22 protein-coding genes are annotated in these 24,656 nt (G+C 65.1%); 6 read left to right on the forward strand and 16 right to left on the reverse strand.

All coding sequences use genetic code 11. The features are described 5' to 3' along the window. Positions 1 to 126: 126 nt before the first annotated feature. The 9 genes from CLU86_RS12990 to CLU86_RS13030 form a co-directional block, all read right to left on the reverse strand. On the reverse strand, positions 127 to 786 hold the full coding sequence (locus CLU86_RS12990; protein WP_099741889.1) for a response regulator transcription factor: 660 nt from the start codon (positions 784 to 786) through the stop codon (positions 127 to 129). Between the two features lie 259 nt (positions 787 to 1,045). Then, positions 1,046 to 2,557, reverse strand: a complete 1,512-nt coding sequence (locus CLU86_RS12995) for a DegQ family serine endoprotease (protein WP_099741890.1) — start codon at positions 2,555 to 2,557, stop codon at positions 1,046 to 1,048. A gap of 204 nt (positions 2,558 to 2,761) precedes the next feature. Then, positions 2,762 to 3,862, reverse strand: a complete 1,101-nt coding sequence (locus CLU86_RS13000) for an aldose epimerase family protein (RefSeq protein ID WP_099741891.1) — start codon at positions 3,860 to 3,862, stop codon at positions 2,762 to 2,764. A 9-nt stretch (positions 3,863 to 3,871) separates the two neighbouring features. After that, the gene (locus CLU86_RS13005; protein ID WP_099741892.1) at positions 3,872 to 4,819 is read right to left on the reverse strand and encodes a DMT family transporter; all 948 of its coding nucleotides are present in this window, start codon (positions 4,817 to 4,819) and stop codon (positions 3,872 to 3,874) included. A 150-nt stretch (positions 4,820 to 4,969) separates the two neighbouring features. Further along, complete coding sequence (locus tag CLU86_RS13010; protein WP_099656461.1) at positions 4,970 to 6,259, reverse strand: TRAP transporter large permease; 1,290 nt, start codon at positions 6,257 to 6,259, stop codon at positions 4,970 to 4,972. A gap of 36 nt (positions 6,260 to 6,295) precedes the next feature. Continuing rightward, positions 6,296 to 6,793, reverse strand: a complete 498-nt coding sequence (locus CLU86_RS13015) for a TRAP transporter small permease (RefSeq protein WP_099656462.1) — start codon at positions 6,791 to 6,793, stop codon at positions 6,296 to 6,298. Positions 6,794 to 6,857: 64 nt separating this feature from the next. Next, the gene (locus CLU86_RS13020; protein ID WP_099656463.1) at positions 6,858 to 7,835 is read right to left on the reverse strand and encodes a TRAP transporter substrate-binding protein; all 978 of its coding nucleotides are present in this window, start codon (positions 7,833 to 7,835) and stop codon (positions 6,858 to 6,860) included. A gap of 23 nt (positions 7,836 to 7,858) precedes the next feature. Continuing rightward, positions 7,859 to 8,767 (reverse strand): SMP-30/gluconolactonase/LRE family protein, encoded by a 909-nt coding sequence (locus CLU86_RS13025; RefSeq protein WP_099741893.1) that lies wholly within the window; start codon positions 8,765 to 8,767, stop codon positions 7,859 to 7,861. Beyond that, complete coding sequence (locus tag CLU86_RS13030) at positions 8,764 to 9,582, reverse strand: NAD(P)-dependent oxidoreductase (protein ID WP_099741894.1); 819 nt, start codon at positions 9,580 to 9,582, stop codon at positions 8,764 to 8,766. The genes CLU86_RS13025 and CLU86_RS13030 overlap by 4 nt, the downstream gene beginning before the upstream one ends. Before the next feature lie 122 nt (positions 9,583 to 9,704). On the opposite strand from CLU86_RS13030, the gene CLU86_RS13035 reads away from it, so the two are divergent. The 6 genes from CLU86_RS13035 (at position 9,705) to mpl (ending at position 16,181) form a co-directional block, all read left to right on the forward strand. Then, positions 9,705 to 10,433, forward strand: a complete 729-nt coding sequence (locus CLU86_RS13035) for a FadR/GntR family transcriptional regulator (protein WP_099656466.1) — start codon at positions 9,705 to 9,707, stop codon at positions 10,431 to 10,433. A gap of 169 nt (positions 10,434 to 10,602) precedes the next feature. Then, a complete protein-coding gene (kdgD, locus tag CLU86_RS13040) occupies positions 10,603 to 11,514 on the forward strand; it encodes a 5-dehydro-4-deoxyglucarate dehydratase (RefSeq protein WP_099656467.1) in 912 nt (303 codons plus the stop codon). 123 nt (positions 11,515 to 11,637) lie between these two features. Beyond that, a complete protein-coding gene (locus tag CLU86_RS13045) occupies positions 11,638 to 12,105 on the forward strand; it encodes a nuclear transport factor 2 family protein (RefSeq protein WP_099741895.1) in 468 nt (155 codons plus the stop codon). 43 nt (positions 12,106 to 12,148) lie between these two features. Beyond that, on the forward strand, positions 12,149 to 13,102 hold the full coding sequence (locus CLU86_RS13050; protein WP_099741896.1) for a 2-hydroxyacid dehydrogenase: 954 nt from the start codon (positions 12,149 to 12,151) through the stop codon (positions 13,100 to 13,102). Between the two features lie 73 nt (positions 13,103 to 13,175). Continuing rightward, positions 13,176 to 14,612 (forward strand): aldehyde dehydrogenase family protein, encoded by a 1,437-nt coding sequence (locus tag CLU86_RS13055; RefSeq protein ID WP_099741897.1) that lies wholly within the window; start codon positions 13,176 to 13,178, stop codon positions 14,610 to 14,612. Between the two features lie 147 nt (positions 14,613 to 14,759). Continuing rightward, the gene (mpl, locus tag CLU86_RS13060) at positions 14,760 to 16,181 is read left to right on the forward strand and encodes a UDP-N-acetylmuramate:L-alanyl-gamma-D-glutamyl-meso-diaminopimelate ligase (RefSeq protein ID WP_099741898.1); all 1,422 of its coding nucleotides are present in this window, start codon (positions 14,760 to 14,762) and stop codon (positions 16,179 to 16,181) included. A gap of 146 nt (positions 16,182 to 16,327) precedes the next feature. Here the strand turns inward: mpl and CLU86_RS13065 are convergent, their stop codons facing one another. From CLU86_RS13065 to CLU86_RS13095, 7 genes are all read right to left on the reverse strand, one after another. Next, on the reverse strand, positions 16,328 to 16,639 hold the full coding sequence (locus CLU86_RS13065) for a hypothetical protein (protein WP_099656472.1): 312 nt from the start codon (positions 16,637 to 16,639) through the stop codon (positions 16,328 to 16,330). A gap of 194 nt (positions 16,640 to 16,833) precedes the next feature. Beyond that, complete coding sequence (locus CLU86_RS13070) at positions 16,834 to 17,955, reverse strand: 3-deoxy-7-phosphoheptulonate synthase (protein ID WP_099656473.1); 1,122 nt, start codon at positions 17,953 to 17,955, stop codon at positions 16,834 to 16,836. Positions 17,956 to 18,294: 339 nt separating this feature from the next. Next, positions 18,295 to 18,831: a hypothetical protein gene (locus tag CLU86_RS13075; protein WP_099741899.1), complete on the reverse strand. Its 537-nt coding sequence runs from the start codon at positions 18,829 to 18,831 to the stop codon at positions 18,295 to 18,297. Positions 18,832 to 18,969: 138 nt separating this feature from the next. Then, the gene (tldD, locus tag CLU86_RS13080) at positions 18,970 to 20,454 is read right to left on the reverse strand and encodes a metalloprotease TldD (protein ID WP_099741900.1); all 1,485 of its coding nucleotides are present in this window, start codon (positions 20,452 to 20,454) and stop codon (positions 18,970 to 18,972) included. Positions 20,455 to 20,527: 73 nt separating this feature from the next. Beyond that, entirely contained in the window at positions 20,528 to 20,866 is a 339-nt protein-coding gene (locus tag CLU86_RS13085) for a YegP family protein (protein WP_099656476.1), read from the reverse strand. Between the two features lie 136 nt (positions 20,867 to 21,002). Further along, positions 21,003 to 22,178, reverse strand: coding sequence for a rod shape-determining protein RodA (gene rodA, locus CLU86_RS13090; protein WP_099741901.1), 1,176 nt, complete (start codon positions 22,176 to 22,178; stop codon positions 21,003 to 21,005). Between the two features lie 25 nt (positions 22,179 to 22,203). Then, the gene (locus tag CLU86_RS13095; protein WP_099741902.1) at positions 22,204 to 24,642 is read right to left on the reverse strand and encodes a serine/threonine protein kinase; all 2,439 of its coding nucleotides are present in this window, start codon (positions 24,640 to 24,642) and stop codon (positions 22,204 to 22,206) included. Positions 24,643 to 24,656: the final 14 nt, after the last annotated feature.

Consider the following 24,656-nt stretch of genomic DNA (forward strand, 5'->3'; position numbering starts at 1 on the left):
CTCCATCTGCGTGTTGCCCCGTCGCATGCCCAGGGTGTGGGATTGCGCGGAGACAGCCAGCAAGGGCCGCCCCGCAGCAAAGGCTGTCGTCCCCTTGGGGGGATGTGGCGAAGCCGCTCAGGGGGGTCATGCCTTCGGCACCAGATAGCCGACGCCGCGCACATTCAGCACCAGCTCAGCCCCCAGCTTTTTGCGCAGGCCGTGGATGTAGACCTCCACCGCGTTGCTGCTGACCTCGTCGCCCCAACCGTAGAGCTTGTCTTCGAGCTGCTGGCGCGACAGCACCATGCCGGGGCGGGCGATGAGCGGCTCCAGCACCGCCCATTCGCGGCCCGACAGCACCACGGGTGCGCCCTGCACAGTCACCTCGCGCGTGGCGGGGTTGATGCACACGCCCTGATGCTCATACACCGGCTCGGCCCGGCCCGCCGCGCGGCGCAGCAGGGCGCGGATGCGGGCGAGCAGTTCGTCCAGATCGTAGGGTTTGAGCACGTAGTCGTCGGCCCCGGCGTCCAGCCCCTCGATGCGCTGGGCCACGGCGTCGCGGGCCGTGGCCACCAGAACCGGGGTGCGGATTTTGCGGGCGCGCAGGTCACGCAGCACCGCCAGGCCGTCGCGCTTGGGCAGCCCCAAGTCCAGCATGACCAGGTCATAGGCCTGCGTGCGCAGGGCGGTGTCTGCGGCTTCACCATCCCGCGCCCAATCCACCGCGTACTGTTCGGCACGCAGCAGGTCTTGCACGGCTTCGCCGATCATGGGGTCGTCTTCAACGAGTAGCAATCGCATGGTGGGCAAGCATAGCGAATGGTGGGGTGCCGAGGCTGTGACCTGGCTTCGACAGGCGCAGCCCGAGCGGACGGGGGAATGACAGGGGCAGGGAACACAGCACCTGGCATTCAGCTGATCGATTCAGCCAATCTATTCACCCCAATCCGTTCACACTGAGCTTGTCGAAGTGCCGCCGTAACCAGTTCCCGGCTTCAACAGGCTCAACCCGAGCGGGTCGGGGTCAAGGCAGATTGCACGGCCCCGCCCTCTTTGCCGCTTACCCCAGCCGCACCGGCACAAAGATCTTGTCGCCGTCGCGCTCAATGAGCAGCGCCACCGACTTGCCCGCCTTGGCCATGGCGGCGCGCACCTGGGCGATGTCTTTGACTGCGGCACCGTTGATCGCCAGCAGCACATCGCCCGGCTGCACACCGGCGGCGGCGGCAGGGCCACGGGCTTGCTCGATCACCAGGCCTTCGGCACCGCCGATTTCGCGGCGCTCTTGGGGATCAAGCGGGCGCAGCGCCAGGCCCAGCTGGCCTTTGCCCACGGCGTCTTCGGCGTTGGCCTGCTTTTTGGTCTTGTCGCTGGCATCGCCCAGGGTGGCGGTCAGCTCCACCGGCTTGCCTTTGCGCCACACCGACAAGCGGGCCTGTTGGCCGGGCTGGGCCTGCCCCACCCAGGCGGGCAGGTCGCCCGAGGCCACGATGGGCTGGCCGTCCACCTGGCGGATCACATCGCCCGGCTCCAGCCCGGCCTTGTCGGCCGCGCTGCCTTTGCTGACGCTGGCCACCAGCGCGCCCTCAGGCTTGTCGAGCCCAAACGATTCGGCAAACGCCTGGTTCACCTCTTGCACGGCCACGCCCAGTTGCGCGTGGCGCACCTTGCCGGTGGCGACGATCTGGTCTTTGATCTTGGCGGCCAGCTCGATGGGGATGGAGAACGACACGCCCTGGTAGCCGCCCGAGCGGCTGTAGATTTGCGAGTTGATGCCCACCACCTCGCCGCGCGCGTTGAACAGCGGGCCGCCCGAGTTGCCAGGGTTCACCGCCACGTCGGTCTGGATGAAGGGCACCAGGCTGTCGTCGGGCAGCGAGCGGCCCTTGGCGCTGACCACGCCCGCGGTCACGCTGTTTTCAAAGCCGAAGGGCGAGCCGATGGCCAGCACCCATTCGCCCACCTGCAAATCCCGCGTGCTGCCCAGGCGCACGGTGGGCAGGTCCTTGGCGTCGATCTTGAGCACGGCCACATCAGTCTTGGGGTCTGAGCCCAGCACCTTGGCGCGGAACTCGCGCCGGTCGGTGAGCTTGACGATGACCTCACTGGCGCCCTTGACCACATGGGCGTTGGTCAGCACCAGCCCGTCGGCGCTGACGATGAAGCCCGAGCCCTGGCCGTGCGTGGGCACATTGCGCTGGCCCTGCGCACCCGCGCCCGGAATGCCGAACTGGCGGAAGAATTCGTAGAACGGATCGTTCGGATCCAACTGGGGACCCCGGCGCGATGCGGGCTGGCCGTCGTCGTCATCGTCTTCGGCCAGGGCGGTTTTGGTAGAGCCCGTCACGCTGATGTTGACCACGGCGGGCCCGTTTTGCGCGGTGATTTGCGCAAAGCTGGGCAATGCGACGCCGCTGGCCGGTGCGGCTTGCAGGGCTGCGGGGGCGGTGATGGCTGGCGTGCTGGCCTGCGCCCGGTACCCCATGAGGAGCCCCGCGCCCGTGCCGCCCAGAGCCCCGGCGGCCACCAGGGCCAGGATGAGTCGGCGGGGTGTGCTTGCGATGGAGTTCATGGTCTGCCTTTCCTATCAGGGTTGCGATGGAAGGCAGTGTGGGCAGGGACACTTAGACGAAACTTAGGCGGCGAGGGCGTGCCCTGCACCAGCTCTAGCAAGAGCCAAGCACTCCTATTTTTATAGCTGCTAGCGCTTATTCAGAAAGCGCTAGAGGCCAAAAAGACTGAAAACCCGGTCTCTACAAGCCGCTGAGGCAGCCCATCACCCCGTGAACCGGTAGACGATGGCGCCCCGCACCACGTCACCCGGCAACCACCATTGCACCGGGAAGGCAGGGTGGTTGGGCGCGTCGGGGTATTCCATGGGCTCCAGGCAGATGCCGTCGCCCGGCTGCCACAGCCAGTTGCCCTGCCCTGGCCCACGCCCCAGGTCGCGGGCCGGGTCGGCCTTGAGGCCGTGGCCTGCATACACCTGCACACCGGGGGCCGTGCTCCAGACCTGCAGGGCCCGGCCCGAGGCGGGGTCGGCCAGCTGCGCGGCCAGGCGCAGCCCAGGGGTGGCAGCGAGGGCTACGGACACTGAGGCGGCATCGTCCAACACCAGGTAATGGTCCAGGCCACCGGCCCGTGCCAGTTGCTCGTGAGGCAGCGCGGTGGCATCGGCCACGCTGCAGGGCTGGCGAAAATCGAACGGCGTGCCCTGCACCGATTCGAGGGTGCCCGTGGGGCACACATCGGGCGCCAGCGGCACGTAGCGGCTGGCAGGCAGCTGCAGCGTGTGGCCCAGGGTGCTGCCCGCGCCCGCCAGGTTGAAGAAGGCGTGGCCCGTGGGGTTGAACACCGTGGGGGCATCGGCCACTTCGGCCATCCAATCCATGTGCAGCGCGTTGTCGGGGGTGACCTGCAGGTGCAGCGTCAGTCGCACGGTGCCGGGCACGGCGTCGTCTTCGGTGCGGAAGGTGTGGGTCAGCACCATGGCATCGGCCTGCACTTCGGTCACGCCAAACACCTGAAAGCGGCTGCCCAGCGGCCCACCATGGTGGTGGTGCGGGCCGCTGTTGGTGGGCAACTGCAGGGTGCAGCCACCGGGCACATGCAGCTGCCCCGCGCGCAAACGCCCCGCCCAGCGGCCAATGAAGGCGCCCATGGAGAGCTGTCCATCGAGGTAGCCCTGCAGGTTGTCGTAACCCAAGGCCACGTCCACCAGACCGCCCTGCCCGTCTGGCACGGCCACTTGCACCAGGCGCGCGCCGTAGTTGCTCACCGCCACCTGCAGGCCACCCGCACCGCGCAGGGTGAACAGGTCGGTGCGCTGGCCGTGCAGCTCTTGTTGAAACGCTTCGCGTGAAAGTGTGTAAGCCATGTGCCAATTTTATTTGGCTGGCGCAGAGGGTGCCTTGGGGGCCGGGGCATCGCGCGTCACGAGCCAGATGCCCGCGCACACCAGCACCAGAGCGAGCAGGTTCTTCCACTCCAGCAGCGCCTCGCCCAAGAAGATGGCCGACAGCACCGCCCCAAACACCGGCACGGAAAAGTTGAACACGGTGACCTGGCTGACCCGGTTGTGCTTGAGCAACAAGCTCCACAGCGAAAACGCGGCCGACGACAGCAGCGCCAGGTACACAAGCAGCAGGGTGGATTGCCAGGTGAAGCCGGTGAGCGAGCCCCCAAAGCCCCAGCCAATGGCCAGCAGCGCCGCACCGCCTAAGGCCAGTTGCCAGCCGGTCATGACCATCGAATCCATGCGCTGCGACACCTGCTTGCCGTAAATGCTGGCTGCGGCCAGCACGAAGGCGGCAATCACCACAAAACCTTCGCCCAGCAAGGTGAAGTCCATGTCCAGCGGGCCGCGCCCCAGGTTGACCACCATCACCCCCGCAAAGCCCACCACGCAGCCCCAGATCTTGGCGTGGCTCAAACGGTCGTTGTGATAGATCCAGTGCGCCAGCAGCACGCTGAAAAAAGTGCCCGTGGCGTTCATGATGGAGCCCTTGACCCCGGTGGTGTAGGCCAGCCCCACGTAGAAGAAGACGTACTGCAGTGTGGTCTGCGCCAGCCCCAGCACCACCAGCTGGCGCGCAGCCCCCGCACCCAGCCCCCACACCTGGCGGCGCGTGGCCAGTGCCAGGCCCAGCAGGGCCAGCCCCGCCCACAGAAAGCGCCAGCCCGCAAACACCAGCTTGGTGGGCACATCGTGGGCGGCAATGCCAAACCATTCATAACCTGTCTTGATGGCCGGGTAGGAGCTGCCCCACAGCAGGCAGCACAGCAGCGCCAGGGCCACAACGGTTTTACGGTCAGAAAAGCGGGTGGAACCCATGCAACGGTCTTTCAGCAAGATGCGCCGCCCCAGCCGGGTGCGGCGAAGAAAACAACGATGACGACAGGAAAGCCGAGGGACAAGGAAAAAACGGGCGGGAGCGCAAGGCACCCGCCCGTCAAGGCCTTTCGGCGTCTCCTCAGCAAACCATCAGCCGGTCTTCAAGATCAGGTTGGGCAACCACATCGAGAACGAAGGCACGTAGGTGACCAGGCCCAGCGCCACGATGAGTGCGCCATAGAAGGGCCAGATGGTCTTCATCACCGAGCCCACCGAGATGCCGCCAATGGTGCAACCGATGAACTGCGTGGTGCCTACGGGGGGCGTGTTCAGACCCAGCGCGCAATTGATCAGCATGACGATGCCGAACTGCTCGGTGGTCATGCCGAACTGCTGGCAGATGGGCAAGAAAATGGGCGTGCAGATCAGGATGGTGGCCGCCATGTCCAGGAAGGTGCCCAGGATGAAAAGGATCACGTTCACGGACAGAAAAATCACCCACGGTGTGGTGCTGAAAGAGCGCAGGGCCTCAGCCGTCAACTCGGCCACGCCATACAGGCCAATCAGGTAGCCGAACATGGACGAGATGCCGATCAGCAGCAGCACGGTGCCCGTGGTCTTGACGGCCTTGGAGGCGGCCTTGAGGAACTGTTCACGCGTCAGGCGGCGGTACACCACCGCCGACAGGAACAAGGCCCACACCACGGCCACCGAGGCCGACTCGGTGGCCGTGAAGGCCCCCGACAAAATGCCCGCAATGATGATGACCACCACGGCCAGACCGGGCACCGACGCCTTGAACGAAATCCACACAATCGCCCAGCCAGGGAAGGTGCCAGCGGGGTAGCCGCGCTTCACAGCCACCAGGTAGGCAGCCAACAGGTTACACACGGTGAGCAGCACGGCGGGCACGATGCCTGCCAGGATCAGCGCGGCAATGCTCACCTTGCCCCCTGCGGCCAGCGCAAAGATGATGAGGTTGTGCGAGGTGGGCATGAGCGCGCCCACCAGCGAGGCGTGCGTGGTCACATTCACCGCGTAGTCAGCGTGGTAGCCCTCTTTCTTCATCTGCGGGATGAGCACGGCGCCCATGGCCGACACGTCGGCCACTGGCGAGCCCGAGACACCGCCAAACAGCGTGCAAGCCAGCACATTGCTCATACCCAGGCCGCCGCGCACATGGCCGGCCACGCTCTTGGCAAAGTCCACGATCTTGTCGGCAATGCCGCCATACATCATGATTTCGCCCGCAAAGATGAAGAACGGGATGGCCAGGAACGAGAACGGGTTCATGCCCGAAATCATTTGCTGGAAACCCACCGCCAGGGGCAAGCCCTCGTACAGGATGGTGGCCAGTGAGGACAGGCCAATCGAAAACGCCACGGGCACGCCCAGCAGCAACAGCAGCGTGAAGCTCACGCACAGAATGGTCAACGCCATGATGAAAGTCTCGGTGGGTGTCTGGGGAAAAAGGGCTCAGTGCCAGGCAGGCTCGACCTCGGTGCCGCGCACCAGGGCAATGATGTGTTCCAGCGAGAACAGCGCCACCAGCACACCGGCAAACGCGGGCGGTACGTACTTGAACGCCTCAGAGATGCCCAGGGTGGGGATCTTGTAGTCCATGACGGATTCGGCCAGCACGCCGCAATTCCAGGCCATCACCACGCCAAAGACGAGCACCAGCACGTGGATCAGGATTTCCATCTTCAGGCGCAGCCATTCGGGCGCCAGCACCAAAAAGGACTCCAGGCCGATGTGGCCTGCATCGCGCACACCCACGGCCATGCCCAGCATGGTGACGTACAGCACCAGCAGCACCGCGCCGCTTTCTGCCCAGGTGGGGGTGTCGTTGAAGATGTAGCGGCCAATGACCTGGTAGAGCACCGCAAACACCAGCAACACCATGCCAGCGACGCCGACCTTCAGGCAGGTGCGGGCAATGAAGGCGCACAGTCGCGTGTAGAGATTGAACATACGAGTGATTTCAAAAATGGCTGCGGAGACCCCCCGCAGCCCACTTGCAGACCCTTGCGGGCGTTTACTTCACAGCCTCAATGCGCTTGACCATGTCTTGCAGCTTGGGGTCCTTCAGGAACTTGTCGTACACGGGCTTCATGGCCGTCTTGAAGGGGGTCTTGTCCACTTCGATGATTTCAGCGCCACCGGCCTTGACGATGGCCAGCGACTTCTCTTCACGCTCGTCCCACAGCTTGCGCATGTAGATCACGGATTCCTTGGCGGCAGCGCGGATGGCCTTTTGCTCATCGGCACTGAGCTTGTCCCACACGCGCTTGGAGAACAACAGGATCTCGGGCGCCATCGAGTGCTCGGTCTTGTTGAAGTACTTGGCCACTTCAAAGTGGCGCGAGCTTTCGTAGCTGGGGTAGTTGTTTTCCGCAGCGTCCACCAGGCCGGTCTTGAGCGCGGTGTACACCTCGCCAAACGGCATGGGGGTGGCGTTGGCGCCCATGGCTTCGAGCAGCGAGACCCACAGGTCGCTTTGCTGCACGCGCACTTTCATGCCCTTGACGTCGGCCAGGGTCTTCACAGGCTTCTTGGCCGTGTAGATGGAGCGCGCGCCGCTGTCGTAAAACGCCAGGCCCACAAAGCCTTGGGATTCACAGTCTTTCAGAATCTCATCGCCAATGGCACCGTCCAGCACCTTGCGCATGTGTTCCTTGTCGCGGAACAGGAAGGGCATGGTGGGCACCATGGTGGCGGGGCAGATGTTGTTCATCGGTGCCACGTTCACCCGCGTCATGGCGATGGCGCCCAGCTTGGTTTGTTCGATGGTGTCTTTTTCGATGCCCAGGGCGCCCTTGGAGAACACCTTGATGGAGTGCTTGCCGCCCGTGGCCTTGGCCAGCTCTTCACCCATGTGGCGCACGGCCAGCACGGTGGGGTAGTCATCGGGGTGGATGTCGGAGGAACGGAACTCGGTGGCTTGCGCGGCCAGACTGCCCAGCGCAATGCCGATGGCTACGGTGACGCGGCCCAACAGGTGTGGAAATTTCATGCTTGTCTCCTTGGGTAACGGGGTCATTGCCCCGATGTGGTCGATGAAAAAGGGGTTTCGGGCAGTCCGCAGACACCAGGGCGGGTGACGAACACCGCACCGCCATGGGCCACGTCGTCGCCCACGGGCTGGCCGGGGCGGATGGAGGTGATGAAGAGCTGGTCCAGGTTGGTGCCACCAAAGCTGCACATGGAGGGCTTGCTGGCTGGCACGCGGATGGAGCGGTCCAGACGGCCATCGGGCGTGAAGCGGTGCACCAGGCCTGCGTCGTTGGCGCAGATCCAGTAGCCGCCCTCGGCGTCCACAGCCGCACCATCGGGGCGGCCGGGCAGGTCTTTCATGTCCGCAAACAGGCGGCGCTCGCCCACCGACCCGTCGTCGTGCAGCGGCAGCGTCCAGATTTTTTGCACCGTGGGGTGGCTGTCGCTGAGGTACATGGTGCGGCCATCGGGGCTGAAGCCCAGGCCGTTTTGCGTAACCAGCCCCTGCACCAGCGGGGCCGAGAGCCCGGCGGCATCGGTGCGGTACAGGCCGCCCGCAGGCCGGGCCAGCGACATGTCGCGCACCATGGTGCCCGCCCAGAAGCGGCCCTGGCGGTCGCAGCGCCCGTCGTTAAAGCGCATGCCAGGCTCAGGGTGGTGCACCATGGCCAGCAGCGTGCAATCGAGCAAGCCGGCAGCGCCGGGGCGCACATGGAACACGCCCGTTTCCATGCCGGCAATCAAGCCGCCCTTGGCGTGCAGGGCCACGCAGGCAATGCGCTCTGGCGCAGCCCAGCTCGTGAGCTGGCCATCGGCCATGGACCAGCGGCGCAAGGCCGGGGCTTCAATGTCCACCCAGTACAGGGCTTGCTCGGCCACGCTCCAGACCGGGCTTTCGCCCACGGCATCCAGGTGGCCGGGCAGCAGGATGTCAACGGAGGGCTGCGTCATTCGAAAGGCCCCGTGCGCACGAAGGGGCCACCCTGGAAGATGACGGCCGGGTCGCTCATATCGGGGGTGGGGTCTGCCGCTTCGATCTTGGCGCGGAAGGGCTCGGTGCTGTCTTGCGGGCGGTAGCCAATGTGGCGCGCCAAGGTGTTGTCCCACCAGGTGGTGGTGTTGTCGCCCATGCCGTAGATGATGCTGTGGCCCACCACGGGGGCCGTGAGGCTGGCCACCACCAGGCGCTCCAGGTCGTCGTAGCTCATCCAGGTGGCCAGCATGCGGCGGTTGCGCGGCTCAGGGAAGGACGAGCCGATGCGCAGGCACACGGTCTCGATGCCGTAGCGGTCAAAGTAAAAGCGCGACAGGTCTTCGCCAAAGGCCTTGGACAGGCCATAGAGGCCGTCAGGGCGGGCGGGGTCCTTCAGGCCCACCACCTCGTCCTGGCGGTAAAAGCCCGTGACATGGTTGGAGCTGGCAAACACTATGCGCTTGACACCCTGCTTGCGGGCCGCTTCGTACAGGTTGTAGGCCCCAATGATGTTGGCCTGCAAGATGGGCTCCCAGGGCTGCTCGGTCGACACGCCGCCCAGGTGCACCACGGTGTCCACGTCCTGTAGCAGCGCATGCACGGCGGCTGCGTCTTCGAGCTTGGCGGGGTGCAGTTCTTCTGCCGGCTGGGCGTCGCCCAGGTCGGCAATGTCAGACAGGCGCAACGTGGTGCAGTAGGCCTTCAGGCGGGTGCGTAGCTCGCGCCCCAAGCCACCGGCTGCGCCAGTGAGCAAGATACGGTTGAATCGGATTGACGTCGGGTGACTAGGCATGGCAATTCGGCAGGTTCTTGGTACAGTGGCGCACTTGATAGGTTGAACGTCATCAGTTGTCGTACAACGAAATGCAATGTACTACGTAGTACCACGAATCCACATAGGGATAACACCGAGACATGAACACAGAACCCGCCCTTCGCCGCAAACCACGCACGTTGGCCCTGGAGCTGGTGGATTCCCTGGGCGACCGCATCCGTGATGGGCGTCTGGCTGTGGGCGACAAGCTGCCCACCGAGGCAGCCATCATGGCCGAGTTCGACGTCAGCCGCACTGTGGTGCGCGAAGCCATTTCCAAGCTGCAGGCCTCCGGCCTGGTAGAGACGCGGCACGGCATTGGCACCTTTGTGCTGGGCATGGGGCAGAACCCTGGCTTCAAGATCACCCCCGAGCAATTCAGCACCCTGCGCGATGTGATTGCCGTGCTGGAGTTGCGCATCGGCCTGGAGACCGAAGCCGCCGCCCTGGCCGCCCTGCGCCGCACCGACGCCAACCTGAACACCATGCGCCAGGCCCTGAACGCCGTGGCCCAGGCGGTGGACGAAGGGCGCGATGCAGTGGCGGCAGACTTTCAGTTCCACCTGGAGATTGCACGCGCCACCCAGAACAGCCACTTCACGGAATTGATGGGCTCGCTGGGCAGCATGATCATCCCGCGCGCACGACTGGAAAGCGCCGACGACCAAAGCGACGAACGCCGCCAGTACCTTCGCCGCGTGAACGGTGAGCACGAAAATATTTTTGACGCCATCGTGGGCCAAGACCCGGATGCAGCCCGCGCCGCCATGCGCACCCACCTGGCCAATAGCCGCGAACGCCGACGCCGCGCACAAGCCGAAGCCAGCTGACGCCACAAAACATCGCCTTATCCGTATTAACCCGGACACCATTTTTGCGATTCATGTTGTACGATGACATACAACATGAATCCCTCATGTTCCTGAGACCAGGCCACTGAGCCGCTGTTCTTAGCTGGTAGCAGGAATTCCACCCTTTTCATTCCTACGGAGCCCGACCATGTCCCCTCAAGAACTCAAAAGCGTATTGCAAGCTGGCCTGCTGTCCTTCCCGCTGACCGACTTCGACAGCAACCTGCGCTTTGCCCCCAAGCCCTACGCTGACCGCCTGGAATGGCTGCAGCCCTACGGCGCTTCGGCCCTGTTCGCCGCAGGCGGCACAGGTGAGTTCTTCTCGCTGGAGCCAGGCGAGTACAGCGAAGTGATCAAGGTGGCTTTGGCCACGTGCAAGAACCGCACCCCCATCATCGCGGGCGCTGGCGGCGGCACCACTCTGGCCATTCAATATGCACAAGAAGCCGAGCGCCTGGGCGCCCAAGGCATTTTGCTGCTACCCCACTACCTGACCGAAGCCAGCCAGGAAGGCCTGATTGCCCACGTGCAAGCCGTGTGCAAGAGCGTGAAGTTTGGCGTGGTGGTCTACAACCGTGGCGGCTGCCGCCTGACCCCCGCCAGCCTGCAAGTGCTGGCCGACACCTGCCCCAACCTGATTGGTTTCAAGGACGGGTTTGGCGACATCGAGAAGTTCGTCAGCATCCGCCAGACGCTGGGTGACCGCTTCGCCTACCTGGGCGGCCTGCCCACCGCCGAGCTGTTTGCCGGTGCCTACAAGGCCATGGGCTGCCCCGTGTACTCGTCGGCCGTGTTCAACTTCATCCCCAAGACGGCGATGGAGTTCTACAACGCCCACGCTGCGGGCGACACCGCCACCTGCGACCGCCTGATCCGCGACTTCTTCATCCCCTACATTGCCCTGCGCAACCAAGGTGAAGGCTACGCCGTGTCGATCGTGAAGGCTGGCGCCACCATCATCGGCCACAGCGCTGGCCCCGTGCGCCCACCGCTGTCCGACCTCAAGCCCGCTGAAGTCGAGCAACTGCGCGCACTGATGGCCCCCCTGGGCCCTCAGTAAATCGCCCCACGCAGAACGCATAACCAAAAGGCGCACGAACTTCTGAACAGGTTCCAAGCGCCATCCCGGCCCCAGCCCTCTGGGGCTTTCTGCTTTTCCAACCACCATCCTGAGGAGACAACCATGAACCCATTCAATTCCCGCTGGAGCCTGCGCTGCGCACAAGGCGTGACCCTGGCCGCTGCGCTGGTCACCGCCCCCCTGGTGGCGCACGCCCAAGCCTCTGCCGAAGAGCAAGCCGTGGCTTCGGTCGTAGAGAAGCTGCGCGTCGCCATGGTCGACCCAGACCAGGCCACGCTGACCGGCCTGACCAGCCCCCTGCTGAGCTATGGGCACTCGGGCGGCAAGGTGGACACGCAAGCGAGCTTCATCGGCGCGCTGATGGACAAGTCTTCTGACTTTGTCTCCATCACGCTCTCGGACCAGACCATCAGCATCTCGGGCAACGTGGCCGTGGTGCGCCACACCCTGGCCGGAGCCACCAATGACCGTGGCACCCCCGGTAACGTCACCATCAAGGTACTGACCGTCTGGCAAAAAGATGGCGGCCAATGGCGCCTGCTGGCCCGCCAGGCCGTTCGCCCTACCTGAGCCTCCAGCCCAATCGCCGCACCCACTGCACTGACCCCACCCCATGCACACCTTGAACCGCATCCTCCAGGCTGGCAAATTGGTACCCGCGCTGGAACAAGCCCTGCACGCCCGCTACAACGTGCACCGCCTGACCGACGAACCCGATCCGGCCGCTTTCCTGGCTGCGCAAGGAGCACAGTTTGATGCCGTGGTCACCAGTGCAGCGATTGGCTTGTCGGCCCAGCACCTGGCCGCACTGCCCTCGGTCAAGGTGATTTCCAGCTTTGGGGTGGGCCTGGACAAAGTGCCGGTCGATGCGGCCAAGGCCCGGGGCATTGCCGTGGGCTACACCCCCGATGTGCTCAACGACTGCGTGGCCGACACCGCGTTTGCGCTGGTGCTGGACGTGGCCCGCCGCACCGCCGAGGCCGACCGCTTTGTGCGCGCTGGGCAATGGGCCCGCCTGGGCGGTAACAGCTTCGGGCTGGGCCGCAAGGTCAGCGGGGCCCGCATGGGCGTGGTGGGGCTGGGCCGCATCGGGCAGACCATCGCGCGCCGCGGCCTGGGCTTTGACATGGAGGTGCGCTACCACACGCGCCGCCCCGTAGCCGGGGTGCCCTGGGCGCACGAGCCCTCGCTAGTCGAGTTGGCTGCCTGGTGCGACTTCCTGGTGGTGGTCACCTCCGGCGGCCCGGCCACCCGCCATCTCATCAACGAAGCCGTGCTCAACGCCCTGGGGGCCCGCAGCTTCCTGGTCAACGTGGCGCGCGGCACGGTGGTGGATGAAGCCGCGCTGATCCGCGCCCTGCAAGACGGCCGTATTGCCGGTGCCGGGCTCGACGTGTTCGAAAACGAGCCCCAGGTGCCCGAGGCCCTGCTGGACATGGACAACGTGGTGCTGCTGCCGCACATTGCCAGCGCCACGCACGAAACCCGCCAGGCCATGGGCCAGCGGGTGATGGACAACCTGGAGGCGTTTGAACGCACGGGACAACTGGTCTCTGCCGCGCATTGAACGCTATCCCAAGCCACTCAACGCTATCAAACGCCTCTTCCCTTTTTCTTCTCACCAACCCACCCAAGTGACCATGAAACAAAACCTCATCGGCGGCCAATGGATCGAAGGCGTCCGCACCTACCAAAACACCAACCCGTCTGACACCCGCGACGTGATCGGCGACTACGCCGTCGCCAGCCGCGAGCAGGCTCTGGAAGCCGTGGCCGCCGCGCACGCCGCGTTCCCGGCCTGGAGCCTTTCCACGCCCCAGCAGCGCTTTGACATCCTGGACGCTGTCGGCAACGAAATCATCGCCCGCAAGGCCGAGCTGGGCGACCTGCTGGCCCGTGAGGAAGGCAAGACCTTGCCCGAAGCCATTGGCGAAGTGGGCCGCGCTGCGGCCATCTTCAAGTTCTTCGCCGGTGAGGCCCTGCGCCCCGGTGGCGAGGTGCTGCCCTCAGTGCGCCCTGGCGTGGGCGTGGAAATCACCCGCGAGCCCCTGGGCGTGATCGGCCTGATCACCCCCTGGAACTTCCCCATCGCCATCCCTGCGTGGAAGATTGCCCCGGCCCTGGCCTACGGCAACACCGTGGTGTTCAAGCCCGCTGAAGTGGTGCCTGGCTCGGCCTGGGCGCTGGCCGACATCCTGCACCGCGCGGGCCTGCCCGCAGGCGTATTCAACCTGGTGATGGGCCGTGGCTCTGAAGTGGGTGCCGTGCTGCTTGAAGACGAGCGCATCGCAGGCGTGAGCTTCACCGGCTCCGTCGGCACCGGCCAGCGCGTGGCCGCTGCCTGTGTGGGCCGCGGTGCCAAGGTGCAACTGGAGATGGGCGGCAAGAACCCCTTTGTGGTGCTGGACGATGCCGACCTGAACGTGGCCGTGGGCGCTGCGCTGAACAGCGGCTTCTTCTCCACCGGCCAGCGCTGCACCGCCAGCAGCCGCGTGATCGTGACCGAAGGCATCCATGACCGCTTCGTGGCCGCCATGGTCGAGAAGATGAAGACCCTGAAGGTGGACGATGCCCGCAAGGCTGGCACCGACATCGGCCCTGTGGTGGACGACCGCCAGCTGGCGCAAGACCTGGAGTACATCGCCATCGGTCAAAAGGAGGGCGCCAAGCTGCACGGCGGCGAAGCCCTGGCCACCAACGCCGACGGCGCCCCGGGCTACTACCTGCGCCCCGCCCTGTTCACCGAAACCACACCCGAGATGCGCATCAACCGCGAAGAAATCTTTGGCCCCGTGGTGAGCGTGCAGCGCGTCAAGGGCTACGACGAGGCCCTGGCCTTGGCCAACGACACGCCTTTTGGCCTGGCCAGCGGCATTGCCACCACCAGCCTCAAGCACGCCACGCACTTCAAGCGCCACGCCCAAGCGGGCATGGTGATGGTGAACCTGCCCACCGCCGGGGTGGACTACCACGTGCCGTTTGGTGGCCGCAAGGGCAGCAGCTACGGCTCGCGCGAGCAAGGCCGCTACGCTGCCGAGTTCTACACCACCGTCAAGACGGCCTACACCCAGGCCTGATAACCGCAGGGGGTGCAACGCCCCCTGCAGATTTCCGCGCCCCTGCTACCTCTTCAGAGGGACATCGGCACCGCAGGGGTGCGGACTCTTGGCCTGAGCACCGACCCGACCCCAGAGCCCTGCAGGCCCTCATTAGAATCCCCGGCCATGCACATACACATACTCGGAATTTGCGGAACCTTCATGGGCGGCCTGGCGGCGCTGGCCCGCGAGGCAGGGCACAAGGTCACGGGCTGCGATGCCGGGGTCTACCCCCCCATGAGCGACCAGCTGCGCGCCCTGGGCATTGAGCTGATCGAAGGCTTTGGCGCCGACCAGCTTGCGCTGCAGCCCGACATGTTTGTGGTGGGCAACGTGGTCAGCCGCGCCCGGCTGGCCGATGGCAGCCCGAAGTTTCCGCTGATGGAAGCCATTTTGGATGCGGGACTGCCTTACACCAGCGGCCCCCAATGGCTGGCCGAGCATGTGCTGCAAAGCCGCCATGTGCTGGCCGTGGCGGGCACGCATGGCAAGACCACGACCACCTCCATGCTCTCGTGGATTCTGGAAAGCGCCGGATTGCAGCCTGGCTTCCTGATCGGCGGGGTGCCGCTGAACTTCGGCATCTCGGCCCGGCTGGGCGCCAGCCAGCGCCCTCAGCCCGGCCCGGGCGCGCAAGGCCAACGCCCACTGTTCGTGATCGAGGCCGACGAGTACGACACCGCCTTCTTCGACAAGCGCAGCAAGTTTGTGCACTACCGCCCCCGCACGGCGGTACTGAACAACCTGGAGTTTGACCACGCCGACATTTTTGATGACTTGGCCGCCATCGAGCGCCAGTTCCACCACCTGGTGCGCACCGTGCCGCCTTCGGGCCGCGTGGTGGCCAATGGGCTGGAAGAAAGCCTGACCCGCGTGCTGAACACTGGCTGCTGGAGCCAGGTGAGCAGCTTTGGAGCCACCGTGAGCGACTTCAGCGCCGAGGGCAACCCGCAGGCTTTTGATGTGCTGCACCAAGGCGCCAAGGTGGCGCGGGTGGAGTGGGCGCTGACCGGCGTGCACAACCAGCTCAACGCCCTGGCTGCCATTGCAGCGGCGCACGATGTGGGGGTGGCGCCCGCAGTGGCCGCTGCGGCCCTGGGCCAGTTTGAGAACGTCAAGCGGCGCATGGAGCTGCGCGGCACGGTGCGCGGCATTGCCGTGTACGACGACTTTGCCCACCACCCCACGGCCCTGCGCACCACACTGGACGGGCTGCGCCGCAGCCTGAGCCCTGAGGCACGCATCCTGGCCGTGTTCGAGCCCCGCAGCAACACCATGAAGCTGGGCGCCATGAAAAGCCAACTGCCCTGGGCGCTGGAGCCTGCCGACCTGGCGTTTTGCCACACCGCCGGGCTGGACTGGGATGCCGCCGCCGCCCTCGCCCCGCTGGGCGTAGGCCCCGGCCAGCGCGCCCAAACCGCGCCAGACATTGCCACGCTGGTCACGCAAGTCACCCAAGCAGCCCGCCCGGGCGATCACATCGTGTGCATGAGCAATGGCGGCTTCGGCGGCATCCACGCGCGCCTGCTGGAATCGCTGAGGGGTTAAGGATTCTCCCCACTGCCCGCTCGATCAGCGCATGTCACGCGCTATAAAAACAATAGCTTCTAGCGCTTATAGATAGTGCGCTAGAAGCTATTTTTCTTTCAAATGCCCTGCCACCTCATGGGCAGAGTCTGCATGGGTAGGCCGACTCAATAGGTCACGGCCATGGCGGGCACGTCCACCCGCACAATGGGGCGGGCCAGTGCGGCACTGGCAGCGCGTGCAAACCGCTGGCCCCAGTCAGGCTGCGACAGCAAGCTGGCACCTGCGGCCTGCGCCACCGTCAACACTTTGTCGGCCAGCAGCACTTTGCCACTGGCACGCAGGGGTTCGCAGTCGAGCGCGGTGAATTGCTCGTCCAGCCACAGGCGCCCAGCCTCGTGGGCCATGGGCTCGGCGCCTGCCAGGTCAAAACGAAACTCCTGGTCTGCCGCCAGGCGGACCGATACTTCACTGTGCATGGGGTACCTCTTCTTGAATGCGTCGGGAGGGTGAAAACTGGTTCAAAGAGCCCTTGAAAAAGCGGCCGGACTGCGCGTGCCCGGCCGCTTTCAGGCACTCTCCGTCAACAGAGCTTACACGCTGCGCCGGGGCCGCTGCCTGGGTCTTTTCCCTGACACAGCAGCCCTCCACACAACGCCACCCTGCCCCCATCTCAGCGTGCGCGGCGCGCCTGCACGGCGGCCGACAGGTCGGCCAACGCGGCCAGCGAGTCGTCCCAGCCCAGGCAGGCGTCGGTGATGCTCTTGCCGTATTCCAGCGCGCAAGCATCGTCCTTGCCGGGGGTGAACTTTTGCGCACCGGCATTGATGTGGCTTTCGATCATCACGCCGAACACGCTGCGCGAGCCGCTGGCGATCTGGCCACCAATGTCGCGCGCCACATCGAGCTGACGCTCGTGCTGCTTGCTGCTGTTGGCGTGGCTGCAGTCCACCATCAGCGTGGCGGGCAGTTTGGCGGCTTCCAGGTCCTTGCAGGCCACGGCCACACTGGCGGCGTCGTAGTTGGGCGTCTTGCCGCCGCGCAGGATGACGTGGCAGTCCTTGTTGCCATTGGTGTTGACGATGGCCACCTGGCCATTCTTGTGCACCGACAGGAAGTGGTGGCCCCGGCTGGCCGATTGGATGGCGTCGGTGGCGATGCGGATGTTGCCGTCCGTGCCGTTCTTGAAGCCAATGGGTGCCGAGATGCCCGAGGCCAGCTCGCGGTGCACCTGGCTTTCAGTGGTGCGGGCACCAATGGCGCCCCAGCTGATGAGGTCACCGATGTACTGGGGCGAGATCACATCCAGGAACTCGCTGCCCGCAGGCATGCCCAGGCGGTTGATGTCGATGAGCAACTGGCGCGCAATGCGCAGGCCTTCGTCGATGCGGTAGGTTTCATCGAGGTAGGGGTCGTTGATCAAGCCCTTCCAGCCCACGGTGGTGCGAGGCTTTTCGAAGTACACGCGCATCACAATCTCCAGCGTGTCCTTGTACTGCTCACGCACCACCTTCAGGCGGCGGGCGTAGTCGAGCGCGGCCACAGGGTCGTGGATGGAGCAAGGGCCAATGATGACCAGCAGGCGGTCGTCCTGGCCAGCCATGATGTTGTGGATGTTCTTGCGGGTCTGGCTGATGAGCCCTTCCACCGGCGTATTGCTGATGGGGAAAAAGCGGATCAGATGCTCTGGAGGAGGCAACACGGTGATGTCCTTGATACGTTCGTCGTCGGTCTGGCTGGTTTTGTCGACGCTGCGGTACCAGGCATCGCTGGTGGGGTTGGCTTGCACGCTCATGTTGGCTTCCTCGTGTGGATTGAAAGGGTGAAAAACAGGGGGCTGAAAAAACAAAAACCGCCGGGCTTTGCAGCTGCGGCGGTTGGTATGGGGAGGTGTTTTAGTTGCTTGCGCGTTTTCCTCTCATCCGCCTAGGACCGAGATAAAAAACCAAAAATAAAACGCGCTGCGAACTTGCATGTCGATCAATGTAGCACAGCCCCCGGGTGGTTCCGCAAGCCCGTTGCGCAAAGCGGGGCCCAAAAAGCCACACAAAATTGCGCAGCCAAGGGTTACCACCAAGCGACTGGAATTCGGATTTTGGCGCGCTGAGCGGCGCGCAAAGCACCCCACCGCCGTTCAGCGGCCCCGCCCCAACCAGCGGCGCGCACGCTGCCACCAAGAAGGCGGTGGGCGTGCGGAACTCTGCTCCGTGGGCGTTTCCACGCGCCCATCGCACTCATACATGTCGATCAACAGCAGCGCCTCGCCCAGGGTGCGCCAGGCCAGCAGCTCGAATTTGTCGAAGCAGATCGCCTCGCTGGCGTGGCGCTGCTCCAGCGCCTCCTTCCAGGCGGCGATGGCGGTGCGCAGCTCCCACAGGGCACGCTGGTAGGCGGTGAATTCGTACAAGCCATGCCAAGCAGAGCCCAGCCCCGTCAGTAGCAACTGGTGCTCGCGAGCCCCCTGAAACAAGGCCCCCGCTGTGCGCTGAATGGCCTCGGTATCGGTGCTGGTGCGCCGTGTGCGCACGGCGTCTTCAATCAGCCCCGACAAATGGCCCAGGCTGTCGCGCAGCTGGCGGGAGTCTTCGTCGGCCACCCCTTCGCGCAAAAAGCGGCTGATGTCCCCGAACGACTGGAGACTTTGCGGCAAAAGGGTGCGCGACGCGGGCATGCAACCATTTTGCGCTGGGCGGTGGCATCTGTGGAGAGGTTTACCCACTCGCCAAGGCGCGCAACCAACACACGCCCCCCAGAGCAAGCTACTTTGAACAGGTTTTTAAGCCCGCACTGGGGTCACGCCGCCATCACATCAGGCGGTGCCGCCCACCGTCAGGCCTTCGATGCGCAGGGTGGGCTGGCCCACGCCCACGGGCACGCTCTGGCCTTCCTTGCCGCAGGTGCCTACGCCGCTGTCCAGGCGCATGTCGTTGCCGATCATGGTCACCTTCTTGAGCGACTCAGGGCCGCTGCCCACGATGGTGGCGCCTTTGACGGGGTACTGGATCTTGCCGTTTTCCACCCAGTAGGCTTCGCTGGCAGAGAACACAAACTTGCCCGAAGTGATGTCCACCTGGCCGCCACCAAAGTTGCTGGAGTACAGCCCCTTCTTGATGCTGGCAATGATTTCCTGCGGGTCCTTGTCGCCACCCAGCATGTAGGTGTTGGTCATGCGGGGCATGGGAATGTGGGCGTAGCTTTCGCGGCGGCCATTGCCCGTGGGGGCCACACCCATGAGGCGGGCATTGAGCGAATCCTGGATGTAGCCCTTCAAGATACCATCCTCGATCAGCACATTGCGCTGGCTGGGGTTGCCCTCATCGTCCACGTTCAGCGAACCACGGCGGTCGGCAATGGTGCCGTCGTCCAGCACCGTCACGCCCTTGGCGGCCACGCGCTGGCCAATGCGGCCGCTGAAGGCGCTGGAGCCCTTGCGGTTGAAGTCCCCTTCCAGGCCATGTCCTACGGCCTCGTGCAGCAAAATGCCAGGCCAGCCCGAACCCAGCACCACGGTCATTTCGCCCGCCGGTGCGGGGCGCGACTCCAGATTCACCAAGGCTGCGTTCACAGCCTCGTCCACATACTTGCCCAGCAAGGCGTCGTCGAAATACGCCAGGCCAAAGCGGCCACCGCCACCGGCCGATCCCACTTCGCGGCGGCCGTTTTGCTCGGCAATCACCGTGATCGACAGGCGCACCAGCGGGCGCACATCGGCCGCCAGGGTGCCGTCGGCACGGGCCACCAGCACCACGTCGTATTCACTGGCCAGCCCGGCCATGACCTGGGCCACGCGTGGGTCTTTGGCGCGGGCGCGCTGCTCCAGGCGCTCCAGCAGGGCCACCTTGGCGGTGCTGTCCAGCGAGGCAATCGGGTCCACGCCCTGGTAGAGGCTGCGGCTGGTAGCAATCTTCTTTGCGGGCACGCGCACCCGGCCACCCTGCGCCGCTGACGAGATCGAGCGCACCGTGCGCGCAGCGTCCAGCAGCGAGGCTTCAGAAATATCGTCGGAATACGCAAACGCGGTTTTCTCGCCACTGACGGCGCGCACGCCCACGCCCTGGTCGATGCTGAAGGAGCCGGTTTTCACGATCCCCTCTTCCAGGCTCCAGCCTTCGCTGCGGGTGTACTGGAAGTACAGGTCCGCGTCGTCCACCTGGTGGGCGCGGATTTCTGCCAGAGCACGCGCCAGGTGCCCTTCGTCCAGCCCAAAGGGCGTCAGGAGCAGTTCACGGGCGACATCGATGCGTTGGGTGGTGGCGGCACGCTGGGGCGCAGCAGTAGAGGAGCGAAAGGTCATCGCTGCATTTTAGGCGCCCCGCCCCGCCCGCGCGGCACAAGGGGGAAACAGGCCCCCAGCGGATAGCCAGAGCCTATGGCGCCGTCAGGTCATGCAGGCTGGCCGCCAGCGCGTGGCTTTGCACTGCCTCAATCCCGGCATCACGGGCCTTGGCGCCCGCGTACATCTGGCTTTGGCCAATCACCTGGCCATTGGCCGCCTTGAGGGTGAAATAAGGGGCACCGTTGCGGGCACACAGCCGACCGTAGCGGGTGTCGTTCGGGGCATGCTTCTTGACCGACTCGATGCCCTGCAGGGCACCCGCGTGCGAGTCATAGGTCTCGCTGGTCAAAATCACCTGGCCATTGGAGGCCAGCAGGTTGAAAACGAACTTGTCATTGGTCGTCTTCTTGAGCTCAAACTTCGCTGCCATCGGAAACACCTCCAGGGGATGTGAAAACCAACAGCCCGGTTTTTAACCGCAGCCCCCCCGTCCGGCAAGGGTGGGGACCCTTGTCCCTACGCCGTGGCGGGCTCTGCGCAGGGGCCACAGGCAAAGTGAGTGAACGCTACAGCGGCGTGCGCGCCTTCTCTGGCTCCTGGCGCTGCGCCCGTGCCACCGACATCAAAATCCCCAGCGCCAGCCCCAGCGTGACCATGGCTGTGCCGCCATAGCTGACGAACGGCAGCGGCACCCCCACCACGGGCAAGATGCCACTGACCATGCCCATGTTCACAAAGGCGTAGGTGAAGAAAATCATCGACACCGCCCCGGCCATGAGGCGGCCAAACAGGGTGGTGGCGCCCAGGGCGATGTACAGCCCACGCCAGACCAGCATCAAAAAGCACACGACCAGAAACAGGTTGCCGGCCAGACCAAACTCTTCGGAATAGGCGGCAAAGATGAAGTCGGTGGTGCGCTCGGGGATGAACTCCAGGTGCGTCTGCGTGCCCGCCATGAAGCCCTTGCCGGTGATGCCGCCGGAGCCGATGGCGATCATGCCTTGGATGATGTGAAAGCCCTTGCCCAGCGGGTCGCGGGTGGGGTCCAGCAGGGTGCAGATGCGCTGTTGCTGGTAGTCGTGCAGCACGGGCCAGCGCACCCCATCGGCGCACAGTTGCGGCTCAAACCACACGATGAGCGCGATGCCAATGCCGCCCAACACCACGGGGGGCAGCACCAGCTTCCAGGACAAGCCCGCAAAAAAGATCACCGACAGCCCCGCCGCCAGCACCAGCAGCGAGGTGCCCAGGTCTGGCTGCTTCATGATCAGGCCCACGGGTATGGCCAGCAGCAGCCCGGCGGCAGCAAAGTCCAGCGGGCGCAATTGCCCCTCGCGCTTCTGGAACCACCAGGCCAGCATCAAGGGCATGGCGATTTTCAAAATCTCGCTGGGCTGGATTTGCGTGACGCCGATGCTCAACCAGCGGGTCGCCCCCTTCTTGGTAATGCCAAACAGTGCCACAGCAAACAGCAGCGCCACGCCTGCGGCATAAAGCGGCACGGCAAAGACCATGATCTTTTGGGGCGGCACCTGTGCCACCAAAAACAAGAGAGTGGCGGCGATCAGCATGTTGCGCCCATGGTCTGCAAACCGCGTGCCGTGGTCGTAACCCGAGGAGTACATGGCCACCAACCCGGCGCACGCCAGCATCAGCACCACAAGGAGCAAGGGCAGGTCAAACCCCCTGAACAGGGGCAGTACGCGCTGCGAGAGCGAGGTCTTTTCAAAAACGGCGGCCATCCCGCGATTATCGGGCTGCCTGACCTCAGCCCGCTTGCCGAAAGGCCATCACCGCCTGGTTGCGCAGTGTGCGCAGCAAACCCAGGGCCTTGTCATCCACCACAATGCCGCCCACCGCAGACTGGTCGGCGTAAATGAGTGCAAAAGTCTGCCCCTTGATCTGCAGCGGCAGCAACAAGAACGAAGGCGCGTTGATGCCGCCCAGGTACCACTGCGGCAGGCGTGCCTGCATGCGCGGCTCCGTGGCGTCGTTGATGAGCGTATCGGCGCCGCGCAGGCACACGGCCGCAAACAGGTCGCCCGGGGTCTTGAGCGGCACCTTCATGGCGCGCACGGCCACCTCGCTGCCTTCGCCCAGACCAAACCGACCCGTCAGCACCTCCGTCTTGGCGTCGCGCAGGCAAAACACCATGCGCCGAAAACCCAGCGCGCGGAACATGGTCTCCAAGATCATGCGCAGCACATCGTTGAGCTGAAAGCTGTCCACCATGGCATTGGTGATGTCCTGAATGCCTGCGGCCAGCACTTCATTGACCTGCGCCACCGACACCGCGCCACCGGCCTGGGATGCCAGCACGGCAGGCAGGGGCTGGCTCTCGCTGGCCTTGAGCTCATGGGACCTGATAGCGTCATCAGGCGCCACCACGGCACCAGCCGCCAGGGGGAGCTTGAGCAACCGGGCCGCAGGCGATCCTGGCTCCACCCGCAAGTCCAGCGCCTGGGCCAATGCCACCAGTTTGTGGCGCGCACGCAGGGTGGCCTCTGCAATCGCCTCGGCCGACAAGGCCAGCGTGCGCGCGTAGCGGGTGCCGACCTGCGCCAACTGCGCCTCCAGTTGGGCAGGTTCACTGAACAGCAGCGCACTGGCCACCTCGTTGGCGGCCATGGCCGCCCAGCGCAAGCGCTCCACCCCTTGCTCGGGGGCGCGCTGCGTGGGCGAACCCAGCGGCTTGCGCATGCAACGCTTCAGGCTCTCAGGCAACCCCCAGACACGGGCGACCCCCACGCCCAGGTCCTCAAACCCCAGCCCCAGCACCTGCAAAGCGGCCGACTCCTCGCCGCCCTCCATCCGCCCCGAGGCCACCAGGCTGCGCACCTGCCGGGCCTCTTCGGGAAAGTAAAACTCGCACAGCATGCGTCCCAGGTTCTGGAACATGGCGCCAATGAAGGCCTCCTCGGCGGCCTGGCTGGTGCTGCACAGCTCCGCCGCCACCGACCCGGCCATCATGGCGCGCAAAAACTCTTCACGCATCTGGCTGGCGTGGGCCTTGTCCTGCATGTGGTCCAGCAGCACCAGGCTCAGGGCCATGTTGCGCACGGCATTGAAGCCCACCAGGCTCACCGCACGCGACACCGTGCTGATGGTGCCCCGGCTGGCGTGGGCGTAGTGCACGCTGTTGACCAGACGCAGCAGCTTGTTGGTCAGCGCCACGTCTTTCAGGATTTCGTGGGTCAGGTCGCTGATGCTGTCGTCTTCCGAGTTGGCCACGCGCTGGATGCGCGCCACCGAATCCGACAGCGCAGGGAAATCGCTTTTGTGGCGCATGCGCCGCAGCAAAAAATCCAGCGTGGCATTGCTCGCCGCCGTGGGGGCGCTCGCTGGGGCAGCCCAGGCGCGCAGCGCATCGCGAAACTCGGCCGCTGACGCATACCGCTCGCTGGGTCGGCGCGCCATGCCGCGCTGCAAAATGGCCCGCAGGCCGTCGTCCACGCCCGGCCCCAGGTCGTCAGGCAGCGCCAGGTCTTCATGGGCCACGCGGTACAGCGCCTGCCAAGGGTCCGTCTGGTGAATAAGGGGTTTGCCCGTGAGCAGTTCAATCAGCACCAACGCGGCGGAATACACATCCATGGCCGGGGTGGGCGCGGCGCCTTCGACGGCTTCCGGGGCCATGTAGGCAGGTGTGCCGCTGATCTGCTGCGGATCGGACGCACCCTGCACCGGCGCCGCCACCCCAAAATCCATCACCCGGGCATGGCGATGGACATCGACCATGATGTTGGAGGGCTTGAGGTCGCGGTGCACGATGCCCGCCTGGTGCGCCGCTTGCAGGCCATCCAGCACCTCCAGCATGAACGCCACGGCATCGTGCGGCGTGCAACGCCCTTGCTGGGCCAGGTGCGCGGCCAGCGTGCGGCCGGGCACATACTCAAACACGATGTAGGGCTGCAGGCCCTGCACATCGGCCTCGAACACCGGAACGATATTGGGGTGGGCCAGGCGCCCCACATGGCGCGCCTCGCGCAGCCACGGCTCCAGCACGGAGGGGTCCTGGTCCTGCAAGGGGCGCATGAGCTTGATGGCCACCTCGCGCTGCAGGCGCGGGTCCACCGCCAGCCACACCGTGGCCTGGGCACCGCGGCCCAGTTGCGTCTTTAACTCAAACCGGCCCAGTGAGGCAGGAGGCTTGTCGCCTGATCCGAGCGCCCATCGTCTGGCTGCGGAAAGCGGGGCAAAATCGGTCATGGTGCAGGTAGCAA

Origin of the sequence: Acidovorax sp. 62 (assembly GCF_002754495.1) — a bacterium.
Lineage (GTDB): Bacteria > Pseudomonadota > Gammaproteobacteria > Burkholderiales > Burkholderiaceae_C > Acidovorax.